Below are 23,634 nucleotides of genomic sequence, written 5' to 3' on the forward strand. Positions count from 1 at the left end.
GCGCGCACCGCCCCGTCGTCCTCGTCCGGAAAACCGGCGGCCCGCCGCCAACGACCTTGTTAGGGTGCGCCGATGGCAACGATCAGGCAGGTACAGGTCACCTTCGACTGCGCGGAGCCCGTGCGTGTCGCCCGCTTCTGGTGCGAGGTGCTGGGGTACGTCATGGCGACGCCGCGCGGGTTCGCCTCCTGGGACGCATACGATCACTCGCAGCCTCCGGAGGAACGGGGTTCGTGGGCCGCGTGCGCCGACCCCTCGGGCGCCGGACCCCGGCTGTACTTCCAGCGCGTTCCCGAGGGCAAGGTCGTCAAGAACCGCGTCCACCTCGACGTACGGGTCGGCACCGGGCTCGTGGGCGACGAGCGTCTCGCCGCGCTCGAAGCGGAGTGCGCCCGCCTGGTCCCGCTCGGCGCGGTACGCGAACGGCTCCTGCACGACGAGAACGACTCGTGCATCGTGATGCGGGACGTCGAGGGCAACGAGTTCTGCCTCGACTGAGCCCCGCCGGGTGGTCAGGACGGGCGGGCGCCGAGGTGCGAGGCTGGAGTGAGGGACCCGAGGGCCCCCGCCCGGGGTCCCGTCGACTGTCCGGAGGCCGCCTACCGGAAGCCGCGTACCGGTGCGGCTCGGACCGGGCGGCCTGTACCGGGGCCGCGCGACCGACCCGGAAGGCAGGTCCCCCCATGCGCACGTCGACCCGGCTCGCCGGTGCCCTCACCGGCCTGACCCTCGCCCTCGGCGGCACGGTCCTCGCCGCGCCCGCGGCCCGGGCGGACATCCCCGCCTGCACGCAGATGGCCGAACGGGCCGGTGCCTCCGCCTCCGACGCGGTCACGGCGGCCTGCGGCCGTGGCGTGTCCGGAGACCTTCAGACATGTGTGACCGGGCTGACCGGAGCCGGGGCGGCGGGCGGCGGAGCGACCGCGGCCTGCCGGGCGGCGGCCCACGAACCGCGGTGACGCACCCGCCGCGCGGCCCCCGCGGGGAGTGCCCATCCTGAGAAGGAGGGCGCCGACGTCACCAGCCCCTCGCTCCCGAAGGCCGGACGAAGGTGCCCGGGAGGCGGAGGACATCATGCGCATACGAAGAATCCTGGGCCTCGCCCTGGCCGCGGCCACCCTCATCGGCGTGAGCGCCGCCGGTGCCGGGGCCGCGTCGGCGCCGAACATCTCACGGGACGACTGCGCGGCAGCCGGCGGACACGTCGTCTCCCGCGCCTACGCCGGCGAAGCCTGCGCACTGCCCGACGGGACCACGCCGGCGATCACCTGACGGCAAGCAGTGCCCAGGTCAGAGCTGGTTGAGGTCGATCTCCACCGGGAACGGGGCCGCCGCCTTGACGGCTCCGGCGAACACGTCACCGTCACGGTAGGTCTTCGTCGCGGGGTCGAGAACGTAGGTGTACACGAGCGGGACGCCCGTCGCGGCCTGCTCGATCCGCCAGTAGAAGGCGATGCCCGCCTTGGCGTACTGGTCGACCTTGACGATCCGGTCGGTGGTCTCCGAACCCGGCGACACCACCTCCGCGACCAGCAGTACGTGCTCCGGGCGGGTGGGGCTGATGTCGATCGTGTCCGCGCGGTACACGACGACATCCGGACGGCGATTGGTGAGGGGCAGGTCCTGAAGCCGAACATCGAAGTCCGTGTCGGCGTTCCACTCCGGCCCGGCGGCGGCGTCCAGGGCGTTCGCCAGGATCCGCGCCAGCCGGTTGTGCCGCTTCGAGGCGCTCGGACTCACGACGACCATTCCGTCCACGATCTCGATGCCGACGCACTGCTCCTCGGACCAGGACTCGTACTCCTCGGCCGTGATCTGCTCATGCATCCACGCAGGGGCCACCATCTCGGCCGTCATGAGACACCTCCCGGACACCGTGCGGCGGGCCCGATCCCGCTGGACTCAGCGTACTGTCCATCCCTCGAAGGAACGGCCGGTCTCCGATCGACTGCCACCCGCAGTCACCAACAAGCCCCCGCCTTGCCGAGAAGCCGCAGGCGGGGGCTTGACAGCGTCGCGTTACTTCTTCTTGCCCTGGGTCCTGCCGGGGATCTTGGTGAGCTGGGTTTTCGCTGTTCAGGGGCGACGGGCTCGTGCGCTTGGTGGTCCTCGGTGGTCGTCATCGGCGACTGTCGAGCGTCCTCGGACGGCCCAGAGACGGCCCAGCCATGGGCGCGCTGAACGGCGTCAGCCGACGGAAGCGGCTCGCCACTGCGCGGTGATGCAGCCCTCTTCCATGTGCCACCACTCTTTGGTCACCCCGTGCCGGAGCAGCCTCTGCACCTTGGCGAGATCAGCGGTAGGCGGGACGTCCAGGGCGACCATACGGAACCTCTCGATGCCCTCGCCGTCGACGCCGAGTTTGTGGAACGCGTTGATCACGCTCTGCCGTGCGGCTCCCGAACCGCCGTCTCGGAGGACGATGAGGCGGATGGTGCAGTTCTCCGAACGCCGGACCACGTCGCCGGCCCACCGCACACCTTCCTCGTCAGGCTGGGTGGCCACGACGTCCCCGCAGGCGATGCCGCGGACGAACCACGGAATGTTGTCGAGCCGTGCGGTGCCGTCGCCCTGGTCGACCGCCCACAGACTCTCCACCGACGCCGGGGGCCACTCGTCCTCGATCTCCAGCCGGAAATGCACCTTCACGTACGGGCCTTCGGGGTTCGTCATGGTGCCCAGGATGCACAGTCCTGCCACGCCTGCCGGAGGTGGGTGACGGGAGAGGTCTGGTGAGAGTTGGACGCAGGTTCGTCTGCGCCTCAGCCGACGACAGTCAGCCACTACGTCGGGTGCGCCGACCGATCAGGCGCGCGTATGCCTCGCTGTACCCCCACCTGCCCCAGCCACGCTGGCGATGCCGTCGACCAGAGCAGGCCACGACGGCCGACCGTGACGACAATGCCGGAGCCCTCAGCTTGGGAAGCTGCGGGCTTTGGTGGCCCGCTCGTGCGCTGACCTGGGCGAACGGCCTGGGCGCTGCCCTGTCGGCCTCGGCGGCTTTCACCGTGATTCCCCGCTGTTCCCCGCTCGATCTGGTGCGGCTGTGGTGCAGCTGCCATGTCTCGTGCGCGTCAGAACGTCGACCATTCTTGGCCGGGAACACAGTCCCAACTGTTCTCAGCCCACTCGCGGATGAGGAAGAGCGGCCGGGTGAGGACGATGTCGCCTGCTCGTTGAGCGCGCACGATGAGTCCGAGATCCCCCGAGCCCGGATCTGCCGCGTGCGTATAGATGAGGTCGAATTCGTCGGCTTCGGCGTGCTTGCACAACCAGTCCTCGGCCTCGGACGGCACGCGGGCGACGAGAGCAGTGCCGTCCAGCATGACCTGCGGGCCGGCAAGAGCATCGACGGCTACGCAGGCCAAGGTCTGCCCCATCGTGTAGTAAACGGTCACCCCGGACTCGGTGAACTGCGACTCGACGAGTTCGTAGTCGCCTGACGAACGCTGGACAAGGCGACGGGCCGAGGCCTCGCTTCCGAGGGCTGCACTCACGTCGTCGGGGGCCATCCCGAAGTGAAGGGGCCCCACACTGACCTGCGGCACAAAGACCCACTGCGCCCGCTCGCTGTCCATCTTCGCGTCCCAGATACCCACCGATGCCCCCGAAGTTCGCCAACCTCTACTCGCCCTGGCCTGGTCCAGGAACGTGGAGCAGGGTAGCTGGAAGCCTGTGCACGCTTTCCAACTGTGGTGGTGGGGCGATGGGGTGTGTACAGGACCGTTCATCTGCGTTCATGGGCGGTTGGCCATGGGAGCGGCTATCGGCTTCGGTCTCGCCTGAACGGCGGTGAACGGCGCTGAATGAGACGGAAACTGAGACGGACAGCGGGAGCAGGCTCGCTAGCATCTTCGCTGTTGAAGGGAGGAGTTGTGGCACTGGTCCGCAAGGGGTCACGACGGATCGCTGTCGACGGCACGGTCTACCGGTGGCGGCTGCGAGGCAGGCCGACGTATGACCAGGGCCTGGCATGGTCGCCTTGCACGTTCGCGGTCGAGCATGCGGACACCTCAGGTACGACGCTCGTGGTCACCACTGACCAGCCGCATCCGAGCAATTGGATCGGTCGAGGAGCTGTGCCTGTGCTGCCGTCCGATGTTGTCGCGGCTGTTCGGCTCGCTCTGCGAGAGGGTTGGACTCCGACGGCTCGGGGCTCCGTGTTCCACCTCGACCAGTCCGCTGGCTTCACGCCTTCACACTGAACAGAGCCGGAGAATCGTTGAGGCCTGTACCTCAGCCGACGACAGTCCGCCACGACGGCGGGTGCGCCGACCGATCAGGCGCGCGTGTGCCTCGCTGCACCCCCACCGGCCTCCGCCACGCCTCCGTCGGTGGTTGATCAACCACCGAAGCGGCTGCGCAAATCCTCGGTGACCCTCGACATCATCCCTATCGCGCCTTGCGGTTGGCCCTCCGCCAGCGGATATTCCGTCTGGGGGTCGTAGGCAGTCAGCCCCGTTTCCTTCCCGACGATGGCCGCCAGGGCAAAGATCTTGCCGAGCACGACCGCAGCGTCTTCCCCTGCATGCCAGTAGGGCACGGTGATGCTTACCTCGTCACCGAAGACGGACAGGTCGATGCCGGTGCCCGAGTGGCTGAGGTCTCGCGACTCATGTTCGTACTCCGTGATGTCCACTTCGCCCAGCAGCAGCCGGGCCTGCGGGACTATGCGTTCCCAAGCTTCAAGGAGGCGGGCTGGGATCGGCTCGCTGTGCTCGGCCGCGTCTTCCATCGCTTCCAGGACTGCCCGTCGCGTCGGCTCAAGAAGTAGATGTCGTAGCTCATCGCGCGCTCGTAGACACTCCTCTCGCTGGCCACAGTCGACCCTGATCTCTCACGACGATGGCGTTGCTCACCAGTCCCGCCACCGGTCCGTGAGCTCGTGCCGGCCGAGCCCGTGCCTGGCGGTCAGGGCCGCGACGTCGACTCCCTGTTCGGTGAGCGCCTCATCGATGTAGGCGCACAACTGCTCGCGCTCATCGGTTTCGAAGGCGCACTCGTCGTGAGCTTCGTTTACGGCGTTCAGGGCCAGGACGACGCGCTCCACTGCAGCGTAGATCCGTGGGTCGTCTCCTTCGGTGAGCATGGGCAACTCGGCCTCGAACAAGTCGAGGACGGCATCGGTCTCCAGCAAGAGCTCTTCGGGGAACAACTCGACCATGCACGCGCAGTCGGGATCCAGGGTGCCGGCGGCAAGCTCCGCGGCCTCCTTGGCTATGCCCCTGCGCCAGTTCGTCGTCGGTCTCTCAGCCATGGAGCGGACCGTACAGCGCAGGTCTGACAGCAAGATCCGTCTTAACGAGGGAACCTCAGCTTGGGAAGCTGCGGGCATTTGGGGGCGGTTGGGGCGCTGACCTGGGCGAACGTTCAGCCTGTGGTCCTTCTATGGTCGGCCGCGTTCGCCGTGGTTCCCCGCTGCTCCCCGCTCGTTCTGGTGCGGTAGTGGTGCAGCGCTGCGGCGGCCAGGGGGTGATCAGCCGGGCAAATGCCATTCATCGAGGCGGATCTTCACCTGACAGTTGTGGTCCGCGTGCCAGATCACCTCGCCAGCTACGGTGGCGCCCAAGGCAGGCAGTTCCATGCGGTGAGGCATGGCAGTGATCTCGGCAAGGCCAACTGCATTCGGCACGCCGTCGAGGAGGAGGAATACGCCGAACGGTTGTCGGCCGATGACCCGTCCACTGACGTGAGAGCCGAGGGGTAGTGCGGAGACCGTTGCTGGCCAGCTCTGGCCTATGACATCCGAGGCCGGCAGCAGGGAGCGGTCCGGCCAACTGAACTCGAGCATTGGCCCATCATCATTAAGGCGGTGACCGTTGTCGACAGGAGGTCGCAACACCTCACCGCTCGACCGCGCGAGACCAACACCTTTTCCAACTGTGGTGGTGGGCTACCGGCGCGAGTGCAGGGGCGTTCACCTGCGTTCATGGACGGCTGGCCGCCGGTGCAGGGACGGCTTCGGGTCTCGCCTGACCAGCCGTGAACGGGGCTGAATGAGACGGAAACTGAGACGGCCGACCATGGTCCTAGAGCTGGCCTTGCCACCATGGCGCGTCCAGGCTGTCAGCTGGGATGATCCTGGCCCTTGCCAGAATCTTCTCGTCGAGGGCCCGCACGAGGGCACGCAACTCACGTGCGCTCTTCCTGGGCAGCGCGTGAAGCACGGCTTCGAGGTGCTCACGGAAGCCGCCGCCGTAACACCCGCACTCAGGGATGCCGCAATCGGGACCCGTGAGGGGGTCTAGAAGATGTCTGAGGGGTCCATGGGCATAGGCCTGCCAGTGCCAGAACGCTTCTTCTGTGGCTTCGGGGCAGAAGCGGGTCCGCTCCAGCCGACGCAGGTCAGCTGTGCAGGAACCTGAAAGGCGATCAATGAACGGGTACCGTCGCCGTCGCCAGGGGCGGACAGGGAGGTCGCCCCGCAGGGCTGACGGGCGCCTACGCGGCATTGCCCCTTCGATTGTCGGTCATGGGGGCAAGCTACAGAATCACGCGTCAGGTGGCCATCGCGTATCCGGTGGCCGAAGCCCTGAGCTTGGGAAGCTCGGGTTCTCGGCGGGAGGGCTGCCTAGCCGACCTGCGGCAAAGCGGGCGCGGAGGCTGGCTGATCGGTGGCCTCGTCCCCGCCATTCCCCGTGGTTCCCCGCCCGTTCCGGCACGGATGTGGCACGCGCGACCTTGGGTCGGTGTGTCTCCCCTGCTGCCATGGTCCGCAGGCGTGCTGTGCGCGTATCGGTCAGAAGGGAGGTTCGAGATCGCCGCGGCCACCGCTGTGCGGCCCTCGGTCCTGGCCCTCCTCGGAGAGAGGCTCCGGGCCGGGCGGATGGTGACCCCATGCTTCGAGGGCCCTCCACGCGACGCGACGGTTGGGGTCGTTGGTGCTGGTGTCCAGGATGCGGCGCGCGTGCACGGCAAGGTGAGCACGGTGCCCGGTGAGCGCGGGGTGTTCGGCGAGGAGGAGCGCGGCGATGGCGGCGGCTTCACGCACATCCTCGTGGCTGTCATGCAGGAAGGGCGCGACGGCCCTGTAGAGCATCGGGCGCCGGTCCCGGAAGTCCGCCACGGTGGTGTCGCGGGCGAGGAAGCCGGGAAAGTAATCCTCGTTGCGGGCGACGATCTCGTCGGAGGCGTCGTGAACGGTGAAGGCCAGCCAGCCCAACAACGTCGCGAGGATGGGGCGGTCGCGATAGGGCCGTCGCGTCATGGCCGCCGGGTGGGTGAGGATGCCGGCGACGTACATGACGGCGGGGGCGGTGGCTTCGTAAATGGTGTTCTGGTGGCTGACCAGCTCGCCCAGCTCCCACAAAGTGGTGACCTGGACCTTGGGATCGGGCTCCAAGAGGCGCGTCAGAATCTTGGGAAGGTCCTCACCTGACCCGAAAGCCGTCTGGAGCGAGCCCCAGTTGGTTTCCGCAAGGACAACCTGGTAGGGCGGCAGGTCAGGCTCGCGGAGCGCCCCGGCATGGGAACGGTTGTGAGCAACGGGCCAAACCTAGACGAGAGGTCTGACGCCAACCCTTCCAGACCAGTCGCTCGGTCTGCGGTCCTGCCACGGGCGCCGCTGCTGTATCGCTCGATCGTTTGGTCCTGCCGTGTGACGTGACGGGCCAACCAAGCAGCTGAGGCCACAGAGACGGCTCCAGTACAGCGACAAGCCCCCTACCGACGGAACACCCGCGGGCAGGGGGCTTGATCAGTGCGTGTTACTTCTTCTTCCCCTGGTTCTTGACCGCCTCGATCGCCGCTGCTGCCGCCTCCGGGTCGAGGTAGCGGCCGCCCGGGGTGAGGGGCTTGAAGTCGGTGTCGAGGTCGTAGAAGAGGGGGATGCCCGTCGGGATGTTCAGGGACGCGATGTCGGCGTCCGAGATGCCGTCGAGGTGCTTGACCAGGGCGCGCAGGCTGTTGCCGTGGGCGGCGACGAGGACCGTGCGGCCGGTCAGGAGGTCGGGGACGATGCCGTCGAACCAGTACGGGAGCATGCGGACGACGACGTCCTTCAGGCACTCCGTCTGCGGGCGCAGCTCCGGCGGCAGCGTGGCGTAGCGCGCGTCGTCGAACTGGGAGTACTCGGCGTCGCGGGCCAGCGGCGGGGGCGGGGTGTCGTACGAGCGGCGCCACAGCATGAACTGCTCCTCGCCGAACTCCGCGAGGGTCTGCGCCTTGTCCTTGCCCTGGAGGGCGCCGTAGTGGCGCTCGTTCAGGCGCCAGCTGCGGTGGACCGGGATCCAGTGGCGGTCGGCCGCTTCGAGGGCGAGCTGCGCCGTGCGGATGGCGCGCTTCTGGAGCGACGTGTGGACCACGTCGGGGAGGAGGTCGGCGTCCTTGAGGAGTTCACCGCCGCGGACTGCCTCCTTCTCGCCCTTCTCGTTGAGGTTGACGTCCACCCAGCCGGTGAACAGGTTCTTCGCGTTCCACTCGCTCTCGCCGTGGCGGAGGAGGATCAGCTTGTACGGTGCGTCGGCCATGGGTCAGAGCGTAATCCACGGTTTCGGGGCGCAGAGCCGCCGCCCGGAGGCCGTCCCAGCCGTCGGACAGTTGACGGCTTTTGTTAATTGAGTGGCTCAGTTGAGCGGATCAAAAGTAAGGTCCGATCATCTCTAGCAGCACTTACGTCTTGCCCTGGGGGAGCCATGCCGTCCGTCGCCCTGCGACGCGCTGTCCGGGAGACCGTAGCGGGTCTGCCCCGTGAGTTCTGGTGGCTGTGGACCAGCACCCTCGTCAACCGGCTGGGCGCCTTCGTCGCCACGTTCATGGCCCTCTACCTGACCCTGGACCGCGGCTACAGCGCCTCCTACGCCGGCCTCGTCGCCTCGCTGCACGGGCTGGGCGGGGTCGTCTCCTCGCTGGCCGGCGGGGTGATGGCCGACCGGCTGGGACGGCGGCCGACCCTGCTGGTCGCCCAGGGCTCCACTGCGGCGGCCGTCGCCCTGCTCGGGTTCGTCCAGGACCCCGTCGCCATCGCCGCCGTCGCCTTCCTCGTCGGCATGGCCTCCAACGCCTCCCGGCCGGCCGTGCAGGCGATGATGGCCGACATCGTGCGGCCGCAGGACCGGGTGCGGGCGTTCTCGCTGAACTACTGGGCCATCAACCTCGGGTTCGCCGTGTCGTCGATGGCGGCCGGGTTCATCGCCGAGGTCAGCTACCGCGCCGGGTTCCTGATCGAGGCCGGGATGACCGCCGTCTGCGCGGTCCTCGTCTTCGTGAAGCTGCCGGAGTCCCGGCCGGAGCGGATCGCGAGGAGCGCCGGTGCCCCGGGCGGCGAGGTGAGCCTGCGGACCGTGGTGCGGGACCGGCGGTACATGGCCGTGGTCGGCCTGTCCTTCCTCGTCGCCCTCATCTTCCAGCAGGGATCCGTGGGGCTGCCGGTGGCGATGGGCGAGGCCGGGTTCTCGCCCGCGGACTACGGCACGGCCATCGCCGTCAACGGCGTGCTCATCGTCGTCCTCCAGATCCCCGTCACCCGGTTCATCGAGCACCGGGACCCGCGGTCGCTGCTCACCGTCTCGTCGCTGCTCGCCGGGTACGGGTTCGGGCTCACCGCGTTCGCCGGGTCCGTCGGCGTCTTCGCGCTCACCGTGTGCGTGTGGACGCTCGCCGAGATCGTCAACGCGCCCACCCAGACGGGGCTCGTCGTGCGGCTGTCGCCGGTGCACGGGCGCGGGCGGTACCAGGGGATGTACACGATGTCCTGGTCGGCCGCCGCGCTCATCGCGCCGCTGCTGTCCGGTGTCGTCATCGACCGGTTCGGCGCGCGGTGGCTGTGGGGCGTGTGCGCGGTCGTGGGGACGGCGGCGGCCTTCGGGTACGGGGTCCTCATGCGCAAGCTGCCGGACGAACGCACCGGCGAGGAGCGCGTGGTCGAAGAGGGTGGGGGTGTGGTCGGGGAGCGTGCGGCCGAGGAGCGCGTGCCGGGTGTGAAGGACGCGGGCGCCGTCGAGGCCGGGGGCGGGGCCGAGGCGCTCGCCTGACCGGCCCGCGCGCTCCGTCCTGCGTCCCGCGCCCGCGGCGCCCGCCCCGTCCGGCCCGGTTCAGTTCGTGCAGCCGGTGACCACGACGGGGCTGCCCGCGCAGTTGGTCGGGATGTTGCGGGTGACGGAGGAGGAGGTCACCGTGAACTGGTTCGTCGTGTAGACGCCGCCCGGCGCCACCGTGGAGGCGTTGTCGCGGACGTGGCTGTGGTCGAGGGTGACCGACCCGGCGTTGTTGTAGATGCCGCCGGCCCGGGAGGCGCCGTTGCCGTTCGCGCTGTTGCGGAGGATCTCGCTGCCGCTCAGCACGAGCACCGCGGTGGTCGTGGAGTTGTGGATGCCGCCGCCGGCTCCCGTGGTGCCCCCGACGACGTTGCCGCTGACCTCGGTCTTCTCCAGCCTGAGGTTCGACAGGTTCTGGATGCCGCCGCCGGTGGTGCCGCCGGTCGTGTTGTTCGCGATCTTGCTGTCGCCGAACTCCAGCGTCCCGCCCCCGCCGTTGACGACCCCGCCGCCGCCGACGGCCGACGTGTTGCGCCTGACGAGGCTCGCGTGCACGTAGGCGTTGCCGGAGACCCTGGCGAGGGCGCCGCCGACGGTGCGGGCGTGGTTGCGGGTGAACTCGGAGTCGTCCACGCTCAGCGTTCCCCCGGTGTACAGCCCGCCGCCGTTGGTCGCGTTGTTGAAGGCGATCCAGCCACGCCGTACGACGGCCGTCGCGCCCGCCGGCACCGCCACACCGCCGCCGCTGCCCGTCGCGGTGTTGTCGGTCACGTCGACGCCGGCCAGCGTGAGCTTGCCGCCGGAGTCGACCAGGATGCCCCCGCCGTCGCCGCTGCTGTTCCCGCCGCGGACGGCGAGGTCCTCCAGGCGGAGGTTGCCGCCGGAGGTGACGTGGAAGATCCGGAACGCGGCCGTGCCGTTCCCGTCCCGGACGACCGTCGCGCCGTTGCCGAGGACCGTGAGCCGGTCGGCGATCGGCGGCAGGCCCTCGCCGCTGCTGAAGGGCGAGGTCAGGTGGTACGTGCAGGCGGACGAGAGGGAGAGCGTCTCCCCCGCTGACGCCGCGACAATGGCAGTGGTCAGAGCCGTCGAGCTGCACGGCACCCGGGTGGTGTCGTCCTGGCCCGCGGCGGACGCCGTTCCGCCCGTCACGCCCGTCACGCTCGCGACGACCGCCGCCACCGCCGCCATGCTGCTGAATCCGATGAGTCGCATGACAAGTCAGATGCGTCGTACGCCGGTGAACGGGACGAGTGTGATGATCGGATCACCCGGTCACGCGCCACGATTCCACCGGCCGGTCCAACCGAACGACGCACCCGTCCGGTCCTGGCCGACGCGTCCCCCCTCCCCCTCACGGATGCATCCGCGCCCCCTTCAGCACCTTGTCCACCCCGTTCCGCGGCCCGTACACCGCGAGTCCCACCAGGTCCAGCTCCGCCGTCGGGACCGCGCGGACCGCCGCGCGGTTGTCGCGGTCGTTGCCGGTGGTGAAGAGGTCCGCGGTGAACACGGCCCGGGGCAGGGCCCTGCCCAGGGCGCGCGCGTGCGCCGCCGTCATCGTCTCCTTCGTGCCCTCGAAGACCAGCACCGGCTGCCGGAACATCGGCTGGTACGCCACCCCGTCGGCGTCCTCGTACGGCTCCCCGATCACCTCGGGGACCGCCGTGCCCAGGCCACTGACCAGGAACGCGGTGACATTGAGGCGCTGCCAGGGCTCCAGGTCGTCGCGGAGCAGCACGGCGATCTTGGTGTCGAAGCGGACGTCGGACGAGGCGGGGGCGTGGGGCTCGGTGCTCATGCCATGAGACTGCCGATCGCCCTGCGGCCTCGTCTTGTACGTTGTTTGCATGGCCGCCCGGCAGCACCTCACGGAGGAAGTCACCGCCTGGCGCCCCCTCGTACCGGGCGTCACGGAGGTCTTCCACGCGCACTTCACCGAGTACGCGTACCCGATGCACGTGCACGACGCCTGGACGCTGCTCATCGTGGACGACGGCGCCGTACGGTACGACCTGGAACGGCATGAGCACGGCACCCCGGGCGACACGGTCTCGCTGCTCCCGCCGCACGTCCCGCACAACGGCTCCCCGGCCACCGCGGACGGCTTCCGCAAGCGCGTGGTGTACCTGGACGGCACCCTCCTCGGCGACGAGCTGATCGGCGCGGCCGTCGACGGCCCCGACCTGCGCGACCCGCTGCTGCGGCGGCGCGTCGGCCGGCTGCACGCCTCCCTCGCCCGCCGCGGCGACGAGCTGGAGGCCGAGAGCCGGCTCACCCTGATCGGCGACCGGCTGCGCGCTCTGCTCCGCCCCCGGCTCACCGCGCCGCCCCGGCCGCCGGACCCGGTGCTCGCCGGCGCCCTGCGCGACCTGCTCGACGAACGGGTCGACGAGGGGCTCGCCCTGGCCGAGGCCGCGCGGCTGCTGCACGCCCACCCGGCCCACCTGGTACGGGCGTTCAGCCGCGCGTACGGCATCGCCCCGCACCAGTACCTGATGTCCCGCCGGGTCGGCCGGGCCCGCCGGCTGCTGCTCGACGGCGTCCCGCCAGGCGACACGGCCACCGCCACCGGCTTCTACGACCAGGCCCATCTGACCCGGCACTTCAAGAAGCTGGTGGGGGTGACCCCGGGGCGCTACCGGGACAGCGCGCGCTGAGCCTCGTACAGGTTCCGCGGCCGTACCGCGTCCCAGGTGCCGTACAGCTCCAGGCGGGAGTGCAGGTCGCCGGTGAAGTCCGGGACGTCGGTCTGGTCGAACTCGGTCACCTCGTTGAGGCCGACCGTGGCGGACCAGGGGGCGAGGCCGTCGAGGCGCATCAGGCCCGCGCGGCCGTTGGTGACGCGCACGTTCCAGTGCGTGAAGCGGGCGCCGAAGAGCGGTCCGGCGTTGGCGTCGCCGCCGTGCCGGCCGTTGTTGTCGACCGTGATGTCGGTGCGGACGTTGGCGAAGGGCAGGCCGCGGTGGGAGTCGAAGGTGCCCATCCGCATCTCGCCGCGCGACCACACGTTGTGCGAGGACAGGCCCTCGACGTTGATGCCGTGCAGCTGGGTGTCGGAGGGGGCCGGGACCGTGCGCTGCTCGACGGTGAAGTCCTCGACCAGGTTGTCGTGGGAGCCCTCGCGGCAGAAGTAGGGGTGGTGCTCGCCGCGGCCGCCGACGCGGGTGCGGCGCAGGGTGCAGGCGGAGGCGGCGACCAGGCCGAAGCCGTTGTCGACGTTGCGGACCGTGACGTCGTCCACCCAGCAGTCGTAGGCGCATTGCAGGACGACCCCGTTGTAGCCCTTGTCGAGGAGGTGCGGGGACTGCGGGGTCTCCATCACGTCCAGGGTGAGTCCTTCGACGCCGGCGCCGGTCAACTCCGGTACGTGGGTGGTGAGCTGGGGGTTCCACTCGGGCCTGAGGTCCAGCGGGAGCGGGCGTTCCAGGGTCACCCGGTGGCCGCGCACGGCGGTGACGCGGACGGGCCACTCGTAGGGGACGTAGGAGAGGAGCTTGGTCTTGTCATCCCAGTAGTACGCGGCCGGTCCCGGGCCGTCGCCCGACATGTGCTGCAGGAGGGTGTGGCCGGCGTCGTCGGCGACGCGGAGCAGGACCAGGCGGCCGGGGCGCAGCCGGGACGGGTCGGTGACGGTGATCGTCCACTGGCCGCGGCGGGCCGGGGCGATCTGGGTCAACTCCTCCCATTCGTCGCGCTTGTTGCCGGTCCAGCCCTCGAACGGCCAGTCCTGCGCCCTGATCGCGGCGGTCAGCGAGTCCCAACGGGCCTTGGGGGCGAGCCAGATGAGGCCGCCGGCCCAGGACCACGCCGACTTGGTGCCGCCGTAGCGGGAGCCGTAGGGGCCGATCAGTTCGGTGAGGTTCTTCGTCGCGTACAGCGTCGTACGGCCGCTGCCGGCGCCGCGCAGCACCACGTTGTCGTAGCCGAGAAGGACCAGGCCGTCGATGCGGAAGGTGCCGGGCGGGATGGTGACCGTGCCACCGCCGGCCCTGGCGGCAGCGGCGATGGCACGGTTGATCGCGGGGGCACAGTCGGTGACGCCGTCGGCCACCGCGCCGAACGCGCGGACGTCGGCCACCACCGGGAGGCGGCGGATCCGGGCCGCGCCGGCCCGGCCGACGTACGGGATCTGCGGGTGAGTGAAGGGAGCGCGGGTGAACTCCCGCCAGAGGGAGGGGACCTGACCGCCCGACGGGCCCGGTGCGCCGGGTGTGCCGGGTGTGCCGGACGTGTTCGGTGCGCCGGACGGGTCCGATGCGCGGGCGGGGGTGCCGGTGACGGCGGTGGCGGCGACCGCCGTGGCGCCGGCAAGCAGGCCCCGTCTCGTCATGCCGTGGTGCGCGGTGCTCATTCCGTACGTCCTTCCCATGGCGGCTATTCATGGTTGTGAACGTTGTTCATATGTGCGTCGGCCGTGAGCATGCCACGACACCCGGTCACGTCGAAAGGGTCGTGCGGGTGTCAATCAGGTCGGGACCTGATGTCAGTCGGTCGGACGCTCGATCAGATGCGTGAACGCGTCCAGGTTCCGGGTCGACTCGCCGCGGGACACCCGCCAGGCGTACTCCTTGCGGATCGCGGCGGCGAAGCCCAGCTCCAGGAGGGTGTTGAAGGCGCCGTCCGCCGCCTCCAGGACCTGGCCGAGCAGCCGGTCGATCTCGTCCGGGGTGGCGGAGGCGAGCGGGAGCCGGGCGGTGACGTAGATGTCGCCGAGCCGGTCGACGGCGTAACTCACGCTGTAGAGCTTGAGGTTGCGCTCCAGGAGCCAGCGGTGGACGGCCGGTTCGTTCTCGTCGGGGTGCCGGATCACGAAGGCGTTCAGGGAGAGCGAGTGGCGGCCGACGAGGAGGGAGACGGTCGTCCGCAGCTTGCGGGTGCCGGGCAGCTGGACGACGTAACTGCCGGGGCCGGGGCTCTCCCACTCCAGTTCGGCGTCCTTCAGGACCCCTTCGATGACCTGCGCGGCCTTGTCGACATCACCCATGGGCCGAGCGTACGCGACGGCGGTGGGACTGGGTCGCGGCCGTGTAGACCTCCGCGGTGGCGGCGGCCGAGGCGTCCCAGCCGAAGCACTGGGCGTGCCGGGCGGCGGCGTCGCCGAAACGGTTCGCCAGGGTCGGGTCGTCGGCGAAACGGCACAGCACGCGCGCGTAGTCGGCGGGATCGTGACCGCGCACCAGGAAGCCGGTCTCGCCGTCCCGCACCGCCACCGGCAGACCGCCGACGGAGGCGCCGAGGACCGGGGTGCCGGCCGCCTGCGCCTCTATCGCCACCAGGCCGAAGGACTCGCTGTAGGACGGCATGACGAGGACGGAGGCGGCCCGGAACCAGTCCGCGAGCTGCTCCTGGCCGACCGGCGGCCGGAACCGGACGACGTCCGCGATGCCGAGCCGCGCGGCCAGCTTCTGCAGGCCCTCCGGCTTGGCGAGGCCGCTGCCGCTGGGGCCGCCGACGATCGGCACGACGATCGAGGAGCGCAGCTCGGGCCGCTCGTCGAGGAGCACGGCCACCGCCCTGAGCAGCACGTCGGGAGCCTTCAGGGGCTGGATTCGGCCCGCGAAGAGCGGGATCAGCGCGTCCTGCGGGAGGTCCAGGCGGGCGCGGGCGGCGGCGCGGCCGTCGGCGGGGCGGAACCGGTCGAGGTTCACGCCGGGGTGGACGACGGCGACCTTGGCGGGGTCGGCGCGGTAGTGGCGGACGAGTTCGCCGGCCTCTTCGGCGGTGTTGGCGATGAGCCGGTCGGCGGCGGAGACGATCTGGGTCTCGCCGATCACGCGGGCGGCGGGCTCGGGGGTGTCGCCGTCGGCCAGGCTGGCGTTCTTGACCTTGGCCATGGTGTGCATCGCGTGCACCAGCGGGACGCCCCAACGCTGGGCGGCGAGCCAGCCGACGTGGCCGGAGAGCCAGTAGTGCGAGTGGACCAGGTCGTAGTAGCCGGGGCGGTGGCCGGCCCAGGCCTGCATCACGCCGTGCGTGAAGGCGCACAGCTGGGCCGGGAGGTCCTCCTTGGCGAGGCCCTCGTAGGGGCCGGCGTCGACGTGCCGGACGAGGACGCCCGGGGCGAGTTCGACGGTCGGCGGGAGGCCGCCGGAGGTGGCCCGGGTGAAGATCTCGACGTCTATGTCGATGGCGGCCAGGCGCTGCGCCAGCTCGACGATGTAGACGTTCATGCCGCCGGCGTCGCCGGTGCCCGGCTGGTGGAGCGGCGAGGTGTGCACGGAGAGCATGGCGACGCGACGCGGGCGGCGGCTGCGGAGAAGCCGGGCAGCAGCCGACGGGGAGCGTCGCCCGAGCCTGCTGACGTACTGGCTCACGTGGCGGTCCTCCTTGATGCGGGCATGCCTCTGGGAGGGTGTGGGGCTCCCTCAGGCAGTGCAACGCGAAGGTCTCGATTCCCATTCCTGGGAATAGGGTTTTTACCGGGGAATTACCTGTGATCGCTCAACCGTTCGAGGCCGGGGCGCGTGAGAGACGCGCGCGCTTACCCTCGTACCCATGACCACCCGCGCCTCCCGCCCCGTGGGCACGGTGACGCGCGGGACCACGAACCCCAACCGGCTGCGCCGGATGGACCGGTGGATCGCCGCCACGCACGGCGCCGCCCTGCGCCGCGCCGCCGACCCGGTCGCCGTCGACCTCGGATACGGCGCCGCCCCCTGGACCGCCGTCGAACTGCTCGCCCGGCTGCGCGGCGTCGCGCCGCGCACGCGGGTCGTCGGCATCGAGATCGAGCCGGACCGGGTCGCCGCCGCGAAGCCGTACGAGCGGGACGGGCTGGTCTTCCGGCACGGCGGGTTCGAGATCCCGGTCGCCGGGCGGCCGTCGCTCGTCCGGGCGGCCAACGTGCTGCGGCAGTACGACGAGCGCGAGGTCGCCGCCGTCTGGGCGCGGCTGTGCGCGCGGCTCGCGCCGGACGGGCTGCTGGTCGAGGGGACCTGCGACGAGATCGGGCGGCGCCACGTGTGGGTCGCGCTCGGACCCGGGGGACCCCGGACGGTGACCTTCGCGACCCGGCTCGGCTCCCTGGAGCGGCCGTCGGACCTCGCCGAGCGGCTGCCCAAGGCGCTGATCCACCGCAACGTGCCGGGTGAGCCGGTGCACGCGTTCCTGCGGGACTTCGACCGCGCCTGGGCGGCCGCCGCGCCCTACGCGTCGTACGGCGCCCGGCAGCGGTGGATACGCGCGGTGCGGGACCTGGCGGGCGACTGGCCGGTCACGGACTCGGCGGCGCGCTGGCGGCAGGGAGAAGTGACGGTGGCCTGGGGCGCCTTGGCGCCCTCGGACTGACCCCCGCCGACCGGGAACGATCTCGGTGAGGTGTTCGTCACAAAGGCGGGGAGATCGTCATGTCCCGGGGGGAACCAGGGGAGGAAGCCACCGGCCGCTCCCTCTGTCGGTTTGCGGCGTGACGTGGCACGATCCTCCCCGTGCCACATGTTACTGACGGTTAATCAGTTCTTCGGGGAGGGGTGGCCATGGGACCGGACAGGAACGGCGTCCGGGCGGGCGGGCGTCGCGCGAGCACGGCCGCCGCCGTGACCCTGGTCTGCGCGCTGACCGTACTGGCGGCGCCGGGCACCGCGTTCGCGGCGCCGGACCCCACGCCCGCCACGAGCGGTTCCCCGAGCGCCCCCGCGACACCCCCGCCGGACAAGGACCTCGAGGCGGTACGGGCGAAGCTGGACGCGCTCTACCACGACGCGGCCGTCGCCACCGACGCGTACAACGCCGCCGAGGAGGCCGCCGACAAGCAGTCCGCCGCGATCGTCGACCTGGCCAAGAAGATCGTCAAGGGCCAGCAGAAGCTCGACGGGCTGAAGGCGCGGGCGGGCCGGGCGGCGGCCGCCCAGTACCGCACCGGCGGACTGCCCGACTCCGCCAAGCTGCTGCTGAGCGACAACCCCTCGCAGTTCCTCGACGGGGCCGGCCGGGTGCTGGAGGGCCAGCGCGCCACCAAGGGCCTGATCGGGGAACTGACCCAGACCCAGCAGGACTTGAAGCAATACGCGGCGGACGCGGCCGACCGGTGGGACGAACTGGAGGCGGGCCGCAAGGCGAAGGCCGCCGCGAAGAAGAAGATCCAGCAGCGGATCACCGCCGCCGAGAAGCTCCAGTCCAGCCTGGAGAAGAAGCAGAAGGAGCGGCTCGCCGAGCTGGAGCGGGCGGCCGCCGACAAGGCGCAGACCGCCTGGCTTGACACCGGGATACTCGACGAGATCCACACCAAGGCGACCGCGGCGGGCAGGAAGGCGGTCGCGTTCGCCACCGCCCAGATCGGCAAGCCGTACGTGTGGGGCGCGGAGGGGCCGGACTCCTTCGACTGCTCCGGCCTGACCTCGCAGGCCTGGGCGAGCGCCGGGCGGCCGATCCCGCGCACCTCGCAGGAGCAGTGGAAGCAGCTCAAGCACGTCGACCTCAAGGACATGCGCCCCGGCGACCTGATCATCTACTTCGACGACGCCAGCCATGTCGCGATGTATGTCGGCGACGGCGCGATCATCCAGGCCCCGCGCCCGGGACGCACGGTGACGCTCGGCGGCGCCGGGACGATGCCGATCCTCGGCGTGGTGCGCCCGGACGCCTGAGCACCGCCGGGCACTTCGGGCGTGATGTCCCTTTCGTGAGCTGCGCCATGTGACCCAGTCCACGCCAACACCCTTGGAAACCGGGGCACCGCGTGAGCTTCGTCATTCCCGCCCGGCGGTCTTCTTGTCCAACTGCGGTACGTCCCGCGGCATATGCCAATGGCCTGAGACGGAGCGACGCGGCTCACACCATTCCGTTGCGGCGGCCACTACCGCTATGGTCCCCGTCTGGTGGGTCGAGGTCCCTCGCCCCGCCGTGCCCTCGGGGGGAGGGAAGGAACCCGACACGATGCCCGTACCCGTACCGCGGCAGAGAGCGATCCCGGCCGTGGAGAGTGGTCAGGCGCCGGCCGCCGTGCCCGCACAGGGCGGCGGCCCCCTCAAGGAAGAGGCCAACCGCACGGAAGCCGCCGCGCCGAACAGCGGCGGCACCACTCTCACCCTGCTGCTGATCGAGGACGATCCGGCCGGCTCGCCGGTCCTGCCCGAGTTGCGGGACGCGTCCGGCACCTCGATCCGCGTCCGGACCGCCCGCAACCTCACCGAGGCCGGGCGGCTGCTGACCGACGACGTCCACTGCATCCTGCTCGACCTGGCGCTGCCCGCGCCGGGCGGCAAGGAGACGGAGGACGAGCTGGCCGTGCTCAAGCACGTCCTGGAGATCGCGCCCCGGCACGCCGTGCTCGCGCTCACCGCCTCCGGTGACGCCGAGCGCGGCGCCGAGGCCGTGCGCGTCGGCGCGCAGGACTACCTCTTCCGCGACGAACTGGACGGCCGGCTGCTGAGCCGCGCCATCCGGTACGCCGTCGAGCGCAAGCGTTCCCTCGCGGTCGAGCGCAAGCTCGCGGAGGGCCGGATGCGCGCCCAGGAGAACCGCCGCCTGGAGCGGGGCCTGCTGCCCACGCCCCTCCTGGAGGGCTCCGCGCTGCGCTTCGCCGCCCGCTACCGCCCCGGCCGCTCGCGCGCACTGCTCGGCGGCGACTTCTACGACACCGTGCGCACGCCCGACGGGACCGTGCACGCGATGATCGGCGACGTCTGCGGGCACGGCCCGGACGAGGCCGCGCTCGGCGTGGAGCTGCGGATCGCCTGGCGGGCGCTGACGCTGGCGGGGCTGTGCGGTGACCAGCTGCTGGGCACGCTGCAGGAGGTGCTGGAGCACGAGCGCTCCGACGAGGAGATCTTCGCGACGCTCTGCACGGTCGACATAACTCCCGACGGGCGCCGGGCCGGAGTGTGCCTGGCCGGGCACCCGGCACCGCTGCTCGCCCGGCCCGGCCGTCCGGCGGAACTGCTGCCGTACGACAACAACGGGCCGGCGCTGGGCATGCTCGAGGGCGCCCGCTGGCCGCGCACGCAGGTGGAGCTGGGGGCCGAGTGGAGCCTGATGCTCTACACCGACGGCCTGATCGAGGGCCGCGTCGGCTCCGGCGGGGAGCGGCTCGGCCAGGACGGCATGCTGGAGATGGTGCGCCGCCAGCTGGGCGAGGGCCTCGGCGGCGAGGCGCTGCTGCGGGCGGCCGTGAACGAGGTGCGGGAGATGAACGGCGGCGAGCTGACCGACGACGTGGCCCTGGTGCTGCTGGACCGGCAGGGCTGACCGGCGCTCGCCGCGGGGGCCCGTGCGGGCCGCCGCCGCGCGCCGTCCGTGCCCGCCGTGTCCGGCCCGGGTCTCCGGCCTGGGTCAGCGGCCGCCGTTGTACGGACCGTACGGGCCGTCGCTGCTGCTGCCGCCGCGCCGGCGGCCGAAACCGCCGCCGGAGACCTGCCGGAGGGCCGGGCGGACGTCGACGAAGAAGACGATCGTGGCGACCAGGCCCGCGAGCTGGAGGAACAGCATCGGGACCAGCAGGTTCACCGCGACCGCGACACCCAGGATGATCAGCCAGAAGCCCTTGTTCTGCTTGTCCGCGGCCCGGTAGGCGTCGTCCCGGAAGAGCGCGGCCATGACCAGCGCCACCACGGCGAGGACCAGCATGGCGAGGTAGAGCAGCCCCAGGAAACTTGAGAAGCCCTGCATCAGCACAACGTCCACCACCCGTTTCGGCTTGTTCCTACGCGGCCACCGTACCCGCTGGTCCGATACCGCTACCCCGATAACGGGCCGGACACCCGAGGAGTGCCCGGCCCGTGCGTCCCCGCGCCCTGCCGGTTACTTGGCCGGCGGGGTGGTCTTCTTGGCCGGGGTGGCCTTGCGGGGCGCCGGGGCCTTCTTGGCGTTGGCGACCGGGGCCTTCTTCACCGCGGCCGGCTTGGCCTCGGCGGCCTTCGGCTGCTCCGCCTTCTTCTCGTCGGCCTTGACCGTGACCGGCTCGGGCTTGCCCTCGACCGCGATCGCCAGGTCCTCGATCTCGTCGGCGGCCTCGCCGCGCCACGTCTTCACGGCCTGCTCACCGTGCTCGGCGACCTTCTCGTAGGTCTCACGGGCCTTGACGGCGTACTCGGCGGCCACGCCGACCTGGCGCAGCGCGAAGTCCTGGGCGGACTCGCCGAGCTTCTTGAGGTCGCCGTCCAGGGAGACGATGAAGTCGTTGACCCGGGCCTGGAGGGTGGCCTGCGCCTCCTTGGCCTTGACACCGGCCTCCTTGGCGCGGCTGGCGGCCTTCTCCTGCACGGCCTTCGGGTCGGTGTTGCGGACGGCGTCGATGCGGGCCGGGGCCTCGGCACGCAGCTGGTCGACCAGACCGGGGACCTTCCTGGCCTGCCGGAGCGCGAGGTCGGCGGTGCCGGCGGCGAAGTAGAACGGAGTCGGGTCGCTGAGGGTCTTGCGCAGATCGTCGGTGATGGCCATGGTGATGGTCCTCCCGGATTCAGGTTCGGCTGAGGGTTTTGCGATCCGTGGCGCGGCGGCCGGCGCGCTTGGCCGGCTCATCCGGCCGTCCGCCCCGGATCGGTCTCGCTGCCGGCATCACTGCCGGAACCGCTGTCGGCGTCGCTGCCGATGTCACTGCCGGCCTCGCTGCGGGTGCCCCGCACACCGTCGTCCCGCACACCACCGGCGTCGGTGCCGGCGGCGCTCGCGCCCTCCTCGCCCGACCCGAAGCCGTTCTCCTTGCGGAACGACTCGTAGATCTGGAGCAGCACCTGCTTCTGCCGCTCGTCGAGGGTGGGGTCGGCGAGGATGACCGCACGGGTCTCGACCTCGTTCAGATCCCGCTCGGCGTCGAGGATGCCGGCGCGGACGTACAGCGTCTCGGCGGAGATCCGCAGGGCTTTCGCGACCTGCTGGAGCACCTCCGCGCTCGGCTTGCGCAGCCCGCGCTCGATCTGGCTCAGGTACGGGTTGGACACCCCGGCGGCGTCGGCGAGCTGCCTGAGCGACAGCTGCGCGTTGCGCCGCTGTTCGCGCAGATAGTCACCGAGATTGCCGACGTTGAGCGATGCCATGTCTCCCACCCTGCCTCATCCTCGCTAACAATTGCAAGCACCCGCTTGCAAAAGTGTTTCCCGGCGTGTCGCCGCGGCTCCCCGTCGAGCGGCCCCCTCCGCCCCGGCACCCGGCCCACTCTGAGTAGGACAGCTCATGTGCTCCGCGAGGCCCGCTGCCAGGCTCTGGGGCATGACGGACGGCAGAGGGGCGCCGGTGGCGCTGCATCTCTTTCTGGTGTGGGCGACGGCCACGGCGACCGTGCCGGTGCTCGGGTTCGGGCTGTTCCTGACGGGCTGGACCGCCGGCACCGGGGCGGCCCTGTTCGTGCTCGTGTGGGCGGTGCCGCTGCTGGTGGGCGTGCTGACCCTGGTGGGCGCGTCGGCCAGGACGCTGGTGCCGCTGTGCGGCTCGGTGCGCGGGCGGCTCGGCTGGGCGGCCCTGGTCTTCGTCCTCGGCACCCTGGGCGTGCTGGCGGGCCTGTCCGTCTACAGCGACGGCGTCGGCCTGGGGAGCGCCGGTGCCCGGATCGCGCTGACGGGCGTGCCGTACGCCGTCGCCGCGGCCTTCTTCGTGCCGGGCCGGTGGGTGCGGCTGGGGGCGGTGGCCGTGCTGGCGGCCTGCGTCGGCTACGGCGGCCTGATCGGCCCGGCCCAGGCGGACCGGGAGCGGCGGACGGCCCGGACGGCCCGCTACCGGGAACACCCGGAGCTGCTCTACCTGGGCGCCCCGCCGCCCGGCATGCGGGTGGCCGACGCCCGGGTCGGGGCCGCCTTCTTCACCGTCTCCTACCGCGCCGTCCGGGAGGGGTACGACCTGGCGTACGCGGGCCTCACCGTGCGTGCGGCGGACACCCCGGCCCTGCGGTGCCCCGAACCCGCGCAGAAGGCGGTGACCTGCACGGTCGACGCGCACGGCGAGCGGCGCACGGTCGAGCGCATCCCCGGCGGTGTCCGCGCGGTCACCCTCACCCGCCGTCGCGGCGGCACCGAGGCCGAGGTGACCAGCCAGTCCCTGGACGAGTCCCGCCTGCGCCACGTCCTGGACACCCTGCATCCGCTCTCCGACACGGAGCTGGCGGAACTCATGCGGGACAAGGCGATCACCGAGGCCTACTGAACCGGGCCCGCCCTCACCCGGCCGCTCCGCCGAGCACGCTCTCGCAGGACTCCCAGGCCGGCCCGGTCAGCAGCGGCCGGAAGCGGGTGAACAGGCCGAGGAGACCCGCGCCCCACTCCTCGCGGAAGGACGGGTCCACGACGGCGAGATCGAGTTCGTTGGCGGCCGTCAGCTCGGCGAAGTCCTCGCGCGCGCCGGGGCCCGGCACGACGGCGCGGCCCGTGAACCGGTCGTGGAACGGGGCGCCGGCGTCCGCGAGCGCCGGATAGGTGGCCTTCCGGTCGCAGGAGCCGTACAGGTACACCAGGGCCTCGGCCTCCGTACCGATCACCGCGGCGAGTTCGCTACGGCGGCCCGGCGGCAGCAGCGCGGCGGGAAAGCCGTCCGTCCCGTAGAACGCGTGGCACAGGCCGGCGAGCCGGAGCGCGGGGCGGGCTCCCCAGGCGGCGAGCCGTTCCTCGACGCGCAGGAGGTGCGCGAGGAGGGTTCCGCCGGGGTGGTCGATACCGGCGGCGCCGAGGTCCCGCAGGAGGACGACGGCATCCTGGGTGGCGGTGGCGGGCACCGGGATGTCGGACACGCCCGG

At 71.2% G+C, this 23,634-nt stretch carries 26 protein-coding genes; 9 read left to right on the forward strand and 17 right to left on the reverse strand.

Annotation, left to right across the window (positions count from 1 at the left end; all coding sequences use genetic code 11):
• Positions 1–72 precede the first annotated feature (72 nt).
• From ACIQOE_RS39560 to ACIQOE_RS39570, 3 genes are all read left to right on the forward strand, one after another.
• A complete protein-coding gene (locus ACIQOE_RS39560) occupies positions 73–498 on the forward strand; it encodes a VOC family protein (RefSeq protein ID WP_362648242.1) in 426 nt (141 codons plus the stop codon).
• Between the two features lie 185 nt (positions 499–683).
• Positions 684–959, forward strand: coding sequence for a hypothetical protein (locus ACIQOE_RS39565; RefSeq protein ID WP_362648244.1), 276 nt, complete (start codon positions 684–686; stop codon positions 957–959).
• 115 nt (positions 960–1,074) lie between these two features.
• Complete coding sequence (locus tag ACIQOE_RS39570) at positions 1,075–1,272, forward strand: hypothetical protein (RefSeq protein ID WP_401416928.1); 198 nt, start codon at positions 1,075–1,077, stop codon at positions 1,270–1,272.
• Between the two features lie 18 nt (positions 1,273–1,290).
• Here ACIQOE_RS39570 and ACIQOE_RS39575 read toward each other — a convergent pair whose 3' ends face one another.
• From ACIQOE_RS39575 to ACIQOE_RS39610, 8 genes are all read right to left on the reverse strand, one after another.
• A complete protein-coding gene (locus tag ACIQOE_RS39575) occupies positions 1,291–1,857 on the reverse strand; it encodes a Uma2 family endonuclease (RefSeq protein WP_390633385.1) in 567 nt (188 codons plus the stop codon).
• A 330-nt stretch (positions 1,858–2,187) separates the two neighbouring features.
• On the reverse strand, positions 2,188–2,673 hold the full coding sequence (locus tag ACIQOE_RS39580; protein WP_399012509.1) for a DUF4265 domain-containing protein: 486 nt from the start codon (positions 2,671–2,673) through the stop codon (positions 2,188–2,190).
• Between the two features lie 401 nt (positions 2,674–3,074).
• On the reverse strand, positions 3,075–3,599 hold the full coding sequence (locus ACIQOE_RS39585; RefSeq protein WP_401416931.1) for a hypothetical protein: 525 nt from the start codon (positions 3,597–3,599) through the stop codon (positions 3,075–3,077).
• Between the two features lie 743 nt (positions 3,600–4,342).
• On the reverse strand, positions 4,343–4,735 hold the full coding sequence (locus tag ACIQOE_RS39590) for a hypothetical protein (protein WP_401416933.1): 393 nt from the start codon (positions 4,733–4,735) through the stop codon (positions 4,343–4,345).
• Between the two features lie 120 nt (positions 4,736–4,855).
• A complete protein-coding gene (locus tag ACIQOE_RS39595; RefSeq protein ID WP_399012506.1) occupies positions 4,856–5,257 on the reverse strand; it encodes a hypothetical protein in 402 nt (133 codons plus the stop codon).
• 219 nt (positions 5,258–5,476) lie between these two features.
• Positions 5,477–5,791 carry a hypothetical protein gene (locus ACIQOE_RS39600; RefSeq protein ID WP_401416935.1) on the reverse strand — a complete coding sequence of 105 codons (315 nt, stop codon included), beginning with the start codon at positions 5,789–5,791 and terminating at the stop codon, positions 5,477–5,479.
• A 948-nt stretch (positions 5,792–6,739) separates the two neighbouring features.
• On the reverse strand, positions 6,740–7,342 hold the full coding sequence (locus ACIQOE_RS39605; RefSeq protein WP_401416937.1) for a hypothetical protein: 603 nt from the start codon (positions 7,340–7,342) through the stop codon (positions 6,740–6,742).
• A gap of 364 nt (positions 7,343–7,706) precedes the next feature.
• Positions 7,707–8,468 carry a phosphoglyceromutase gene (locus ACIQOE_RS39610; protein ID WP_351328289.1) on the reverse strand — a complete coding sequence of 254 codons (762 nt, stop codon included), beginning with the start codon at positions 8,466–8,468 and terminating at the stop codon, positions 7,707–7,709.
• 165 nt (positions 8,469–8,633) lie between these two features.
• On the opposite strand from ACIQOE_RS39610, the gene ACIQOE_RS39615 reads away from it, so the two are divergent.
• A complete protein-coding gene (locus tag ACIQOE_RS39615) occupies positions 8,634–9,971 on the forward strand; it encodes an MFS transporter (RefSeq protein WP_365559409.1) in 1,338 nt (445 codons plus the stop codon).
• A gap of 60 nt (positions 9,972–10,031) precedes the next feature.
• Here ACIQOE_RS39615 and ACIQOE_RS39620 read toward each other — a convergent pair whose 3' ends face one another.
• Both ACIQOE_RS39620 and ACIQOE_RS39625 read right to left on the reverse strand, forming a co-directional pair.
• On the reverse strand, positions 10,032–11,189 hold the full coding sequence (locus tag ACIQOE_RS39620) for a hypothetical protein (protein WP_401416939.1): 1,158 nt from the start codon (positions 11,187–11,189) through the stop codon (positions 10,032–10,034).
• Positions 11,190–11,328: 139 nt separating this feature from the next.
• Positions 11,329–11,826 (reverse strand): DUF2000 family protein, encoded by a 498-nt coding sequence (locus tag ACIQOE_RS39625; protein WP_401416941.1) that lies wholly within the window; start codon positions 11,824–11,826, stop codon positions 11,329–11,331.
• On the opposite strand from ACIQOE_RS39625, the gene ACIQOE_RS39630 reads away from it, so the two are divergent.
• Positions 11,825–12,634: an AraC family transcriptional regulator gene (locus ACIQOE_RS39630; protein WP_362648266.1), complete on the forward strand. Its 810-nt coding sequence runs from the start codon at positions 11,825–11,827 to the stop codon at positions 12,632–12,634. The two genes, ACIQOE_RS39625 and ACIQOE_RS39630, sit on opposite strands and share 2 nt — an antisense overlap.
• Here ACIQOE_RS39630 and ACIQOE_RS39635 read toward each other — a convergent pair.
• From ACIQOE_RS39635 to mshA, 3 genes are all read right to left on the reverse strand, one after another.
• Positions 12,613–14,328 carry a glycosyl hydrolase family 28-related protein gene (locus ACIQOE_RS39635; RefSeq protein ID WP_401416943.1) on the reverse strand — a complete coding sequence of 572 codons (1,716 nt, stop codon included), beginning with the start codon at positions 14,326–14,328 and terminating at the stop codon, positions 12,613–12,615. The genes ACIQOE_RS39630 and ACIQOE_RS39635 overlap by 22 nt on opposite strands.
• Positions 14,329–14,460: 132 nt before the next feature.
• The gene (locus tag ACIQOE_RS39640; RefSeq protein WP_362648272.1) at positions 14,461–14,961 is read right to left on the reverse strand and encodes a YbjN domain-containing protein; all 501 of its coding nucleotides are present in this window, start codon (positions 14,959–14,961) and stop codon (positions 14,461–14,463) included.
• Complete coding sequence (gene mshA, locus ACIQOE_RS39645) at positions 14,954–16,291, reverse strand: D-inositol-3-phosphate glycosyltransferase (RefSeq protein WP_365559418.1); 1,338 nt, start codon at positions 16,289–16,291, stop codon at positions 14,954–14,956. The genes ACIQOE_RS39640 and mshA overlap by 8 nt, the downstream gene beginning before the upstream one ends.
• Before the next feature lie 181 nt (positions 16,292–16,472).
• Here mshA and ACIQOE_RS39650 point away from each other — a divergent pair, with 181 nt between their 5' ends.
• The 3 genes from ACIQOE_RS39650 to ACIQOE_RS39660 all read left to right on the forward strand — a co-directional run bounded on the left by ACIQOE_RS39650 (position 16,473) and on the right by ACIQOE_RS39660 (position 20,162).
• Entirely contained in the window at positions 16,473–17,264 is a 792-nt protein-coding gene (locus tag ACIQOE_RS39650) for a class I SAM-dependent methyltransferase (RefSeq protein WP_362648275.1), read from the forward strand.
• A 188-nt stretch (positions 17,265–17,452) separates the two neighbouring features.
• On the forward strand, positions 17,453–18,562 hold the full coding sequence (locus tag ACIQOE_RS39655; protein WP_399012499.1) for a C40 family peptidase: 1,110 nt from the start codon (positions 17,453–17,455) through the stop codon (positions 18,560–18,562).
• Positions 18,563–18,851: 289 nt separating this feature from the next.
• Entirely contained in the window at positions 18,852–20,162 is a 1,311-nt protein-coding gene (locus ACIQOE_RS39660) for a SpoIIE family protein phosphatase (RefSeq protein WP_351328310.1), read from the forward strand.
• Between the two features lie 84 nt (positions 20,163–20,246).
• Here ACIQOE_RS39660 and ACIQOE_RS39665 read toward each other — a convergent pair whose 3' ends face one another.
• From ACIQOE_RS39665 to ACIQOE_RS39675, 3 genes are all read right to left on the reverse strand, one after another.
• Complete coding sequence (locus ACIQOE_RS39665) at positions 20,247–20,582, reverse strand: DUF2516 family protein (protein WP_390633467.1); 336 nt, start codon at positions 20,580–20,582, stop codon at positions 20,247–20,249.
• A gap of 132 nt (positions 20,583–20,714) precedes the next feature.
• Positions 20,715–21,353, reverse strand: a complete 639-nt coding sequence (locus ACIQOE_RS39670) for a hypothetical protein (RefSeq protein WP_363015517.1) — start codon at positions 21,351–21,353, stop codon at positions 20,715–20,717.
• Between the two features lie 77 nt (positions 21,354–21,430).
• Positions 21,431–21,949: a helix-turn-helix domain-containing protein gene (locus tag ACIQOE_RS39675; RefSeq protein ID WP_351328314.1), complete on the reverse strand. Its 519-nt coding sequence runs from the start codon at positions 21,947–21,949 to the stop codon at positions 21,431–21,433.
• 172 nt (positions 21,950–22,121) lie between these two features.
• Here ACIQOE_RS39675 and ACIQOE_RS39680 point away from each other — a divergent pair, with 172 nt between their 5' ends.
• Positions 22,122–23,048 (forward strand): hypothetical protein, encoded by a 927-nt coding sequence (locus ACIQOE_RS39680; protein ID WP_365575237.1) that lies wholly within the window; start codon positions 22,122–22,124, stop codon positions 23,046–23,048.
• Positions 23,049–23,061: 13 nt separating this feature from the next.
• On the opposite strand, the gene ACIQOE_RS39685 is transcribed toward ACIQOE_RS39680, so the two are convergent.
• Complete coding sequence (locus ACIQOE_RS39685; RefSeq protein ID WP_365575364.1) at positions 23,062–23,619, reverse strand: DUF6817 domain-containing protein; 558 nt, start codon at positions 23,617–23,619, stop codon at positions 23,062–23,064.
• Positions 23,620–23,634: the final 15 nt, after the last annotated feature.

The sequence above is a fragment of the Streptomyces sp. NPDC091282 genome (genome assembly GCF_044757385.1).
GTDB classification, from domain to species: Bacteria; Actinomycetota; Actinomycetes; order Streptomycetales; family Streptomycetaceae; genus Streptomyces; species Streptomyces gramineus.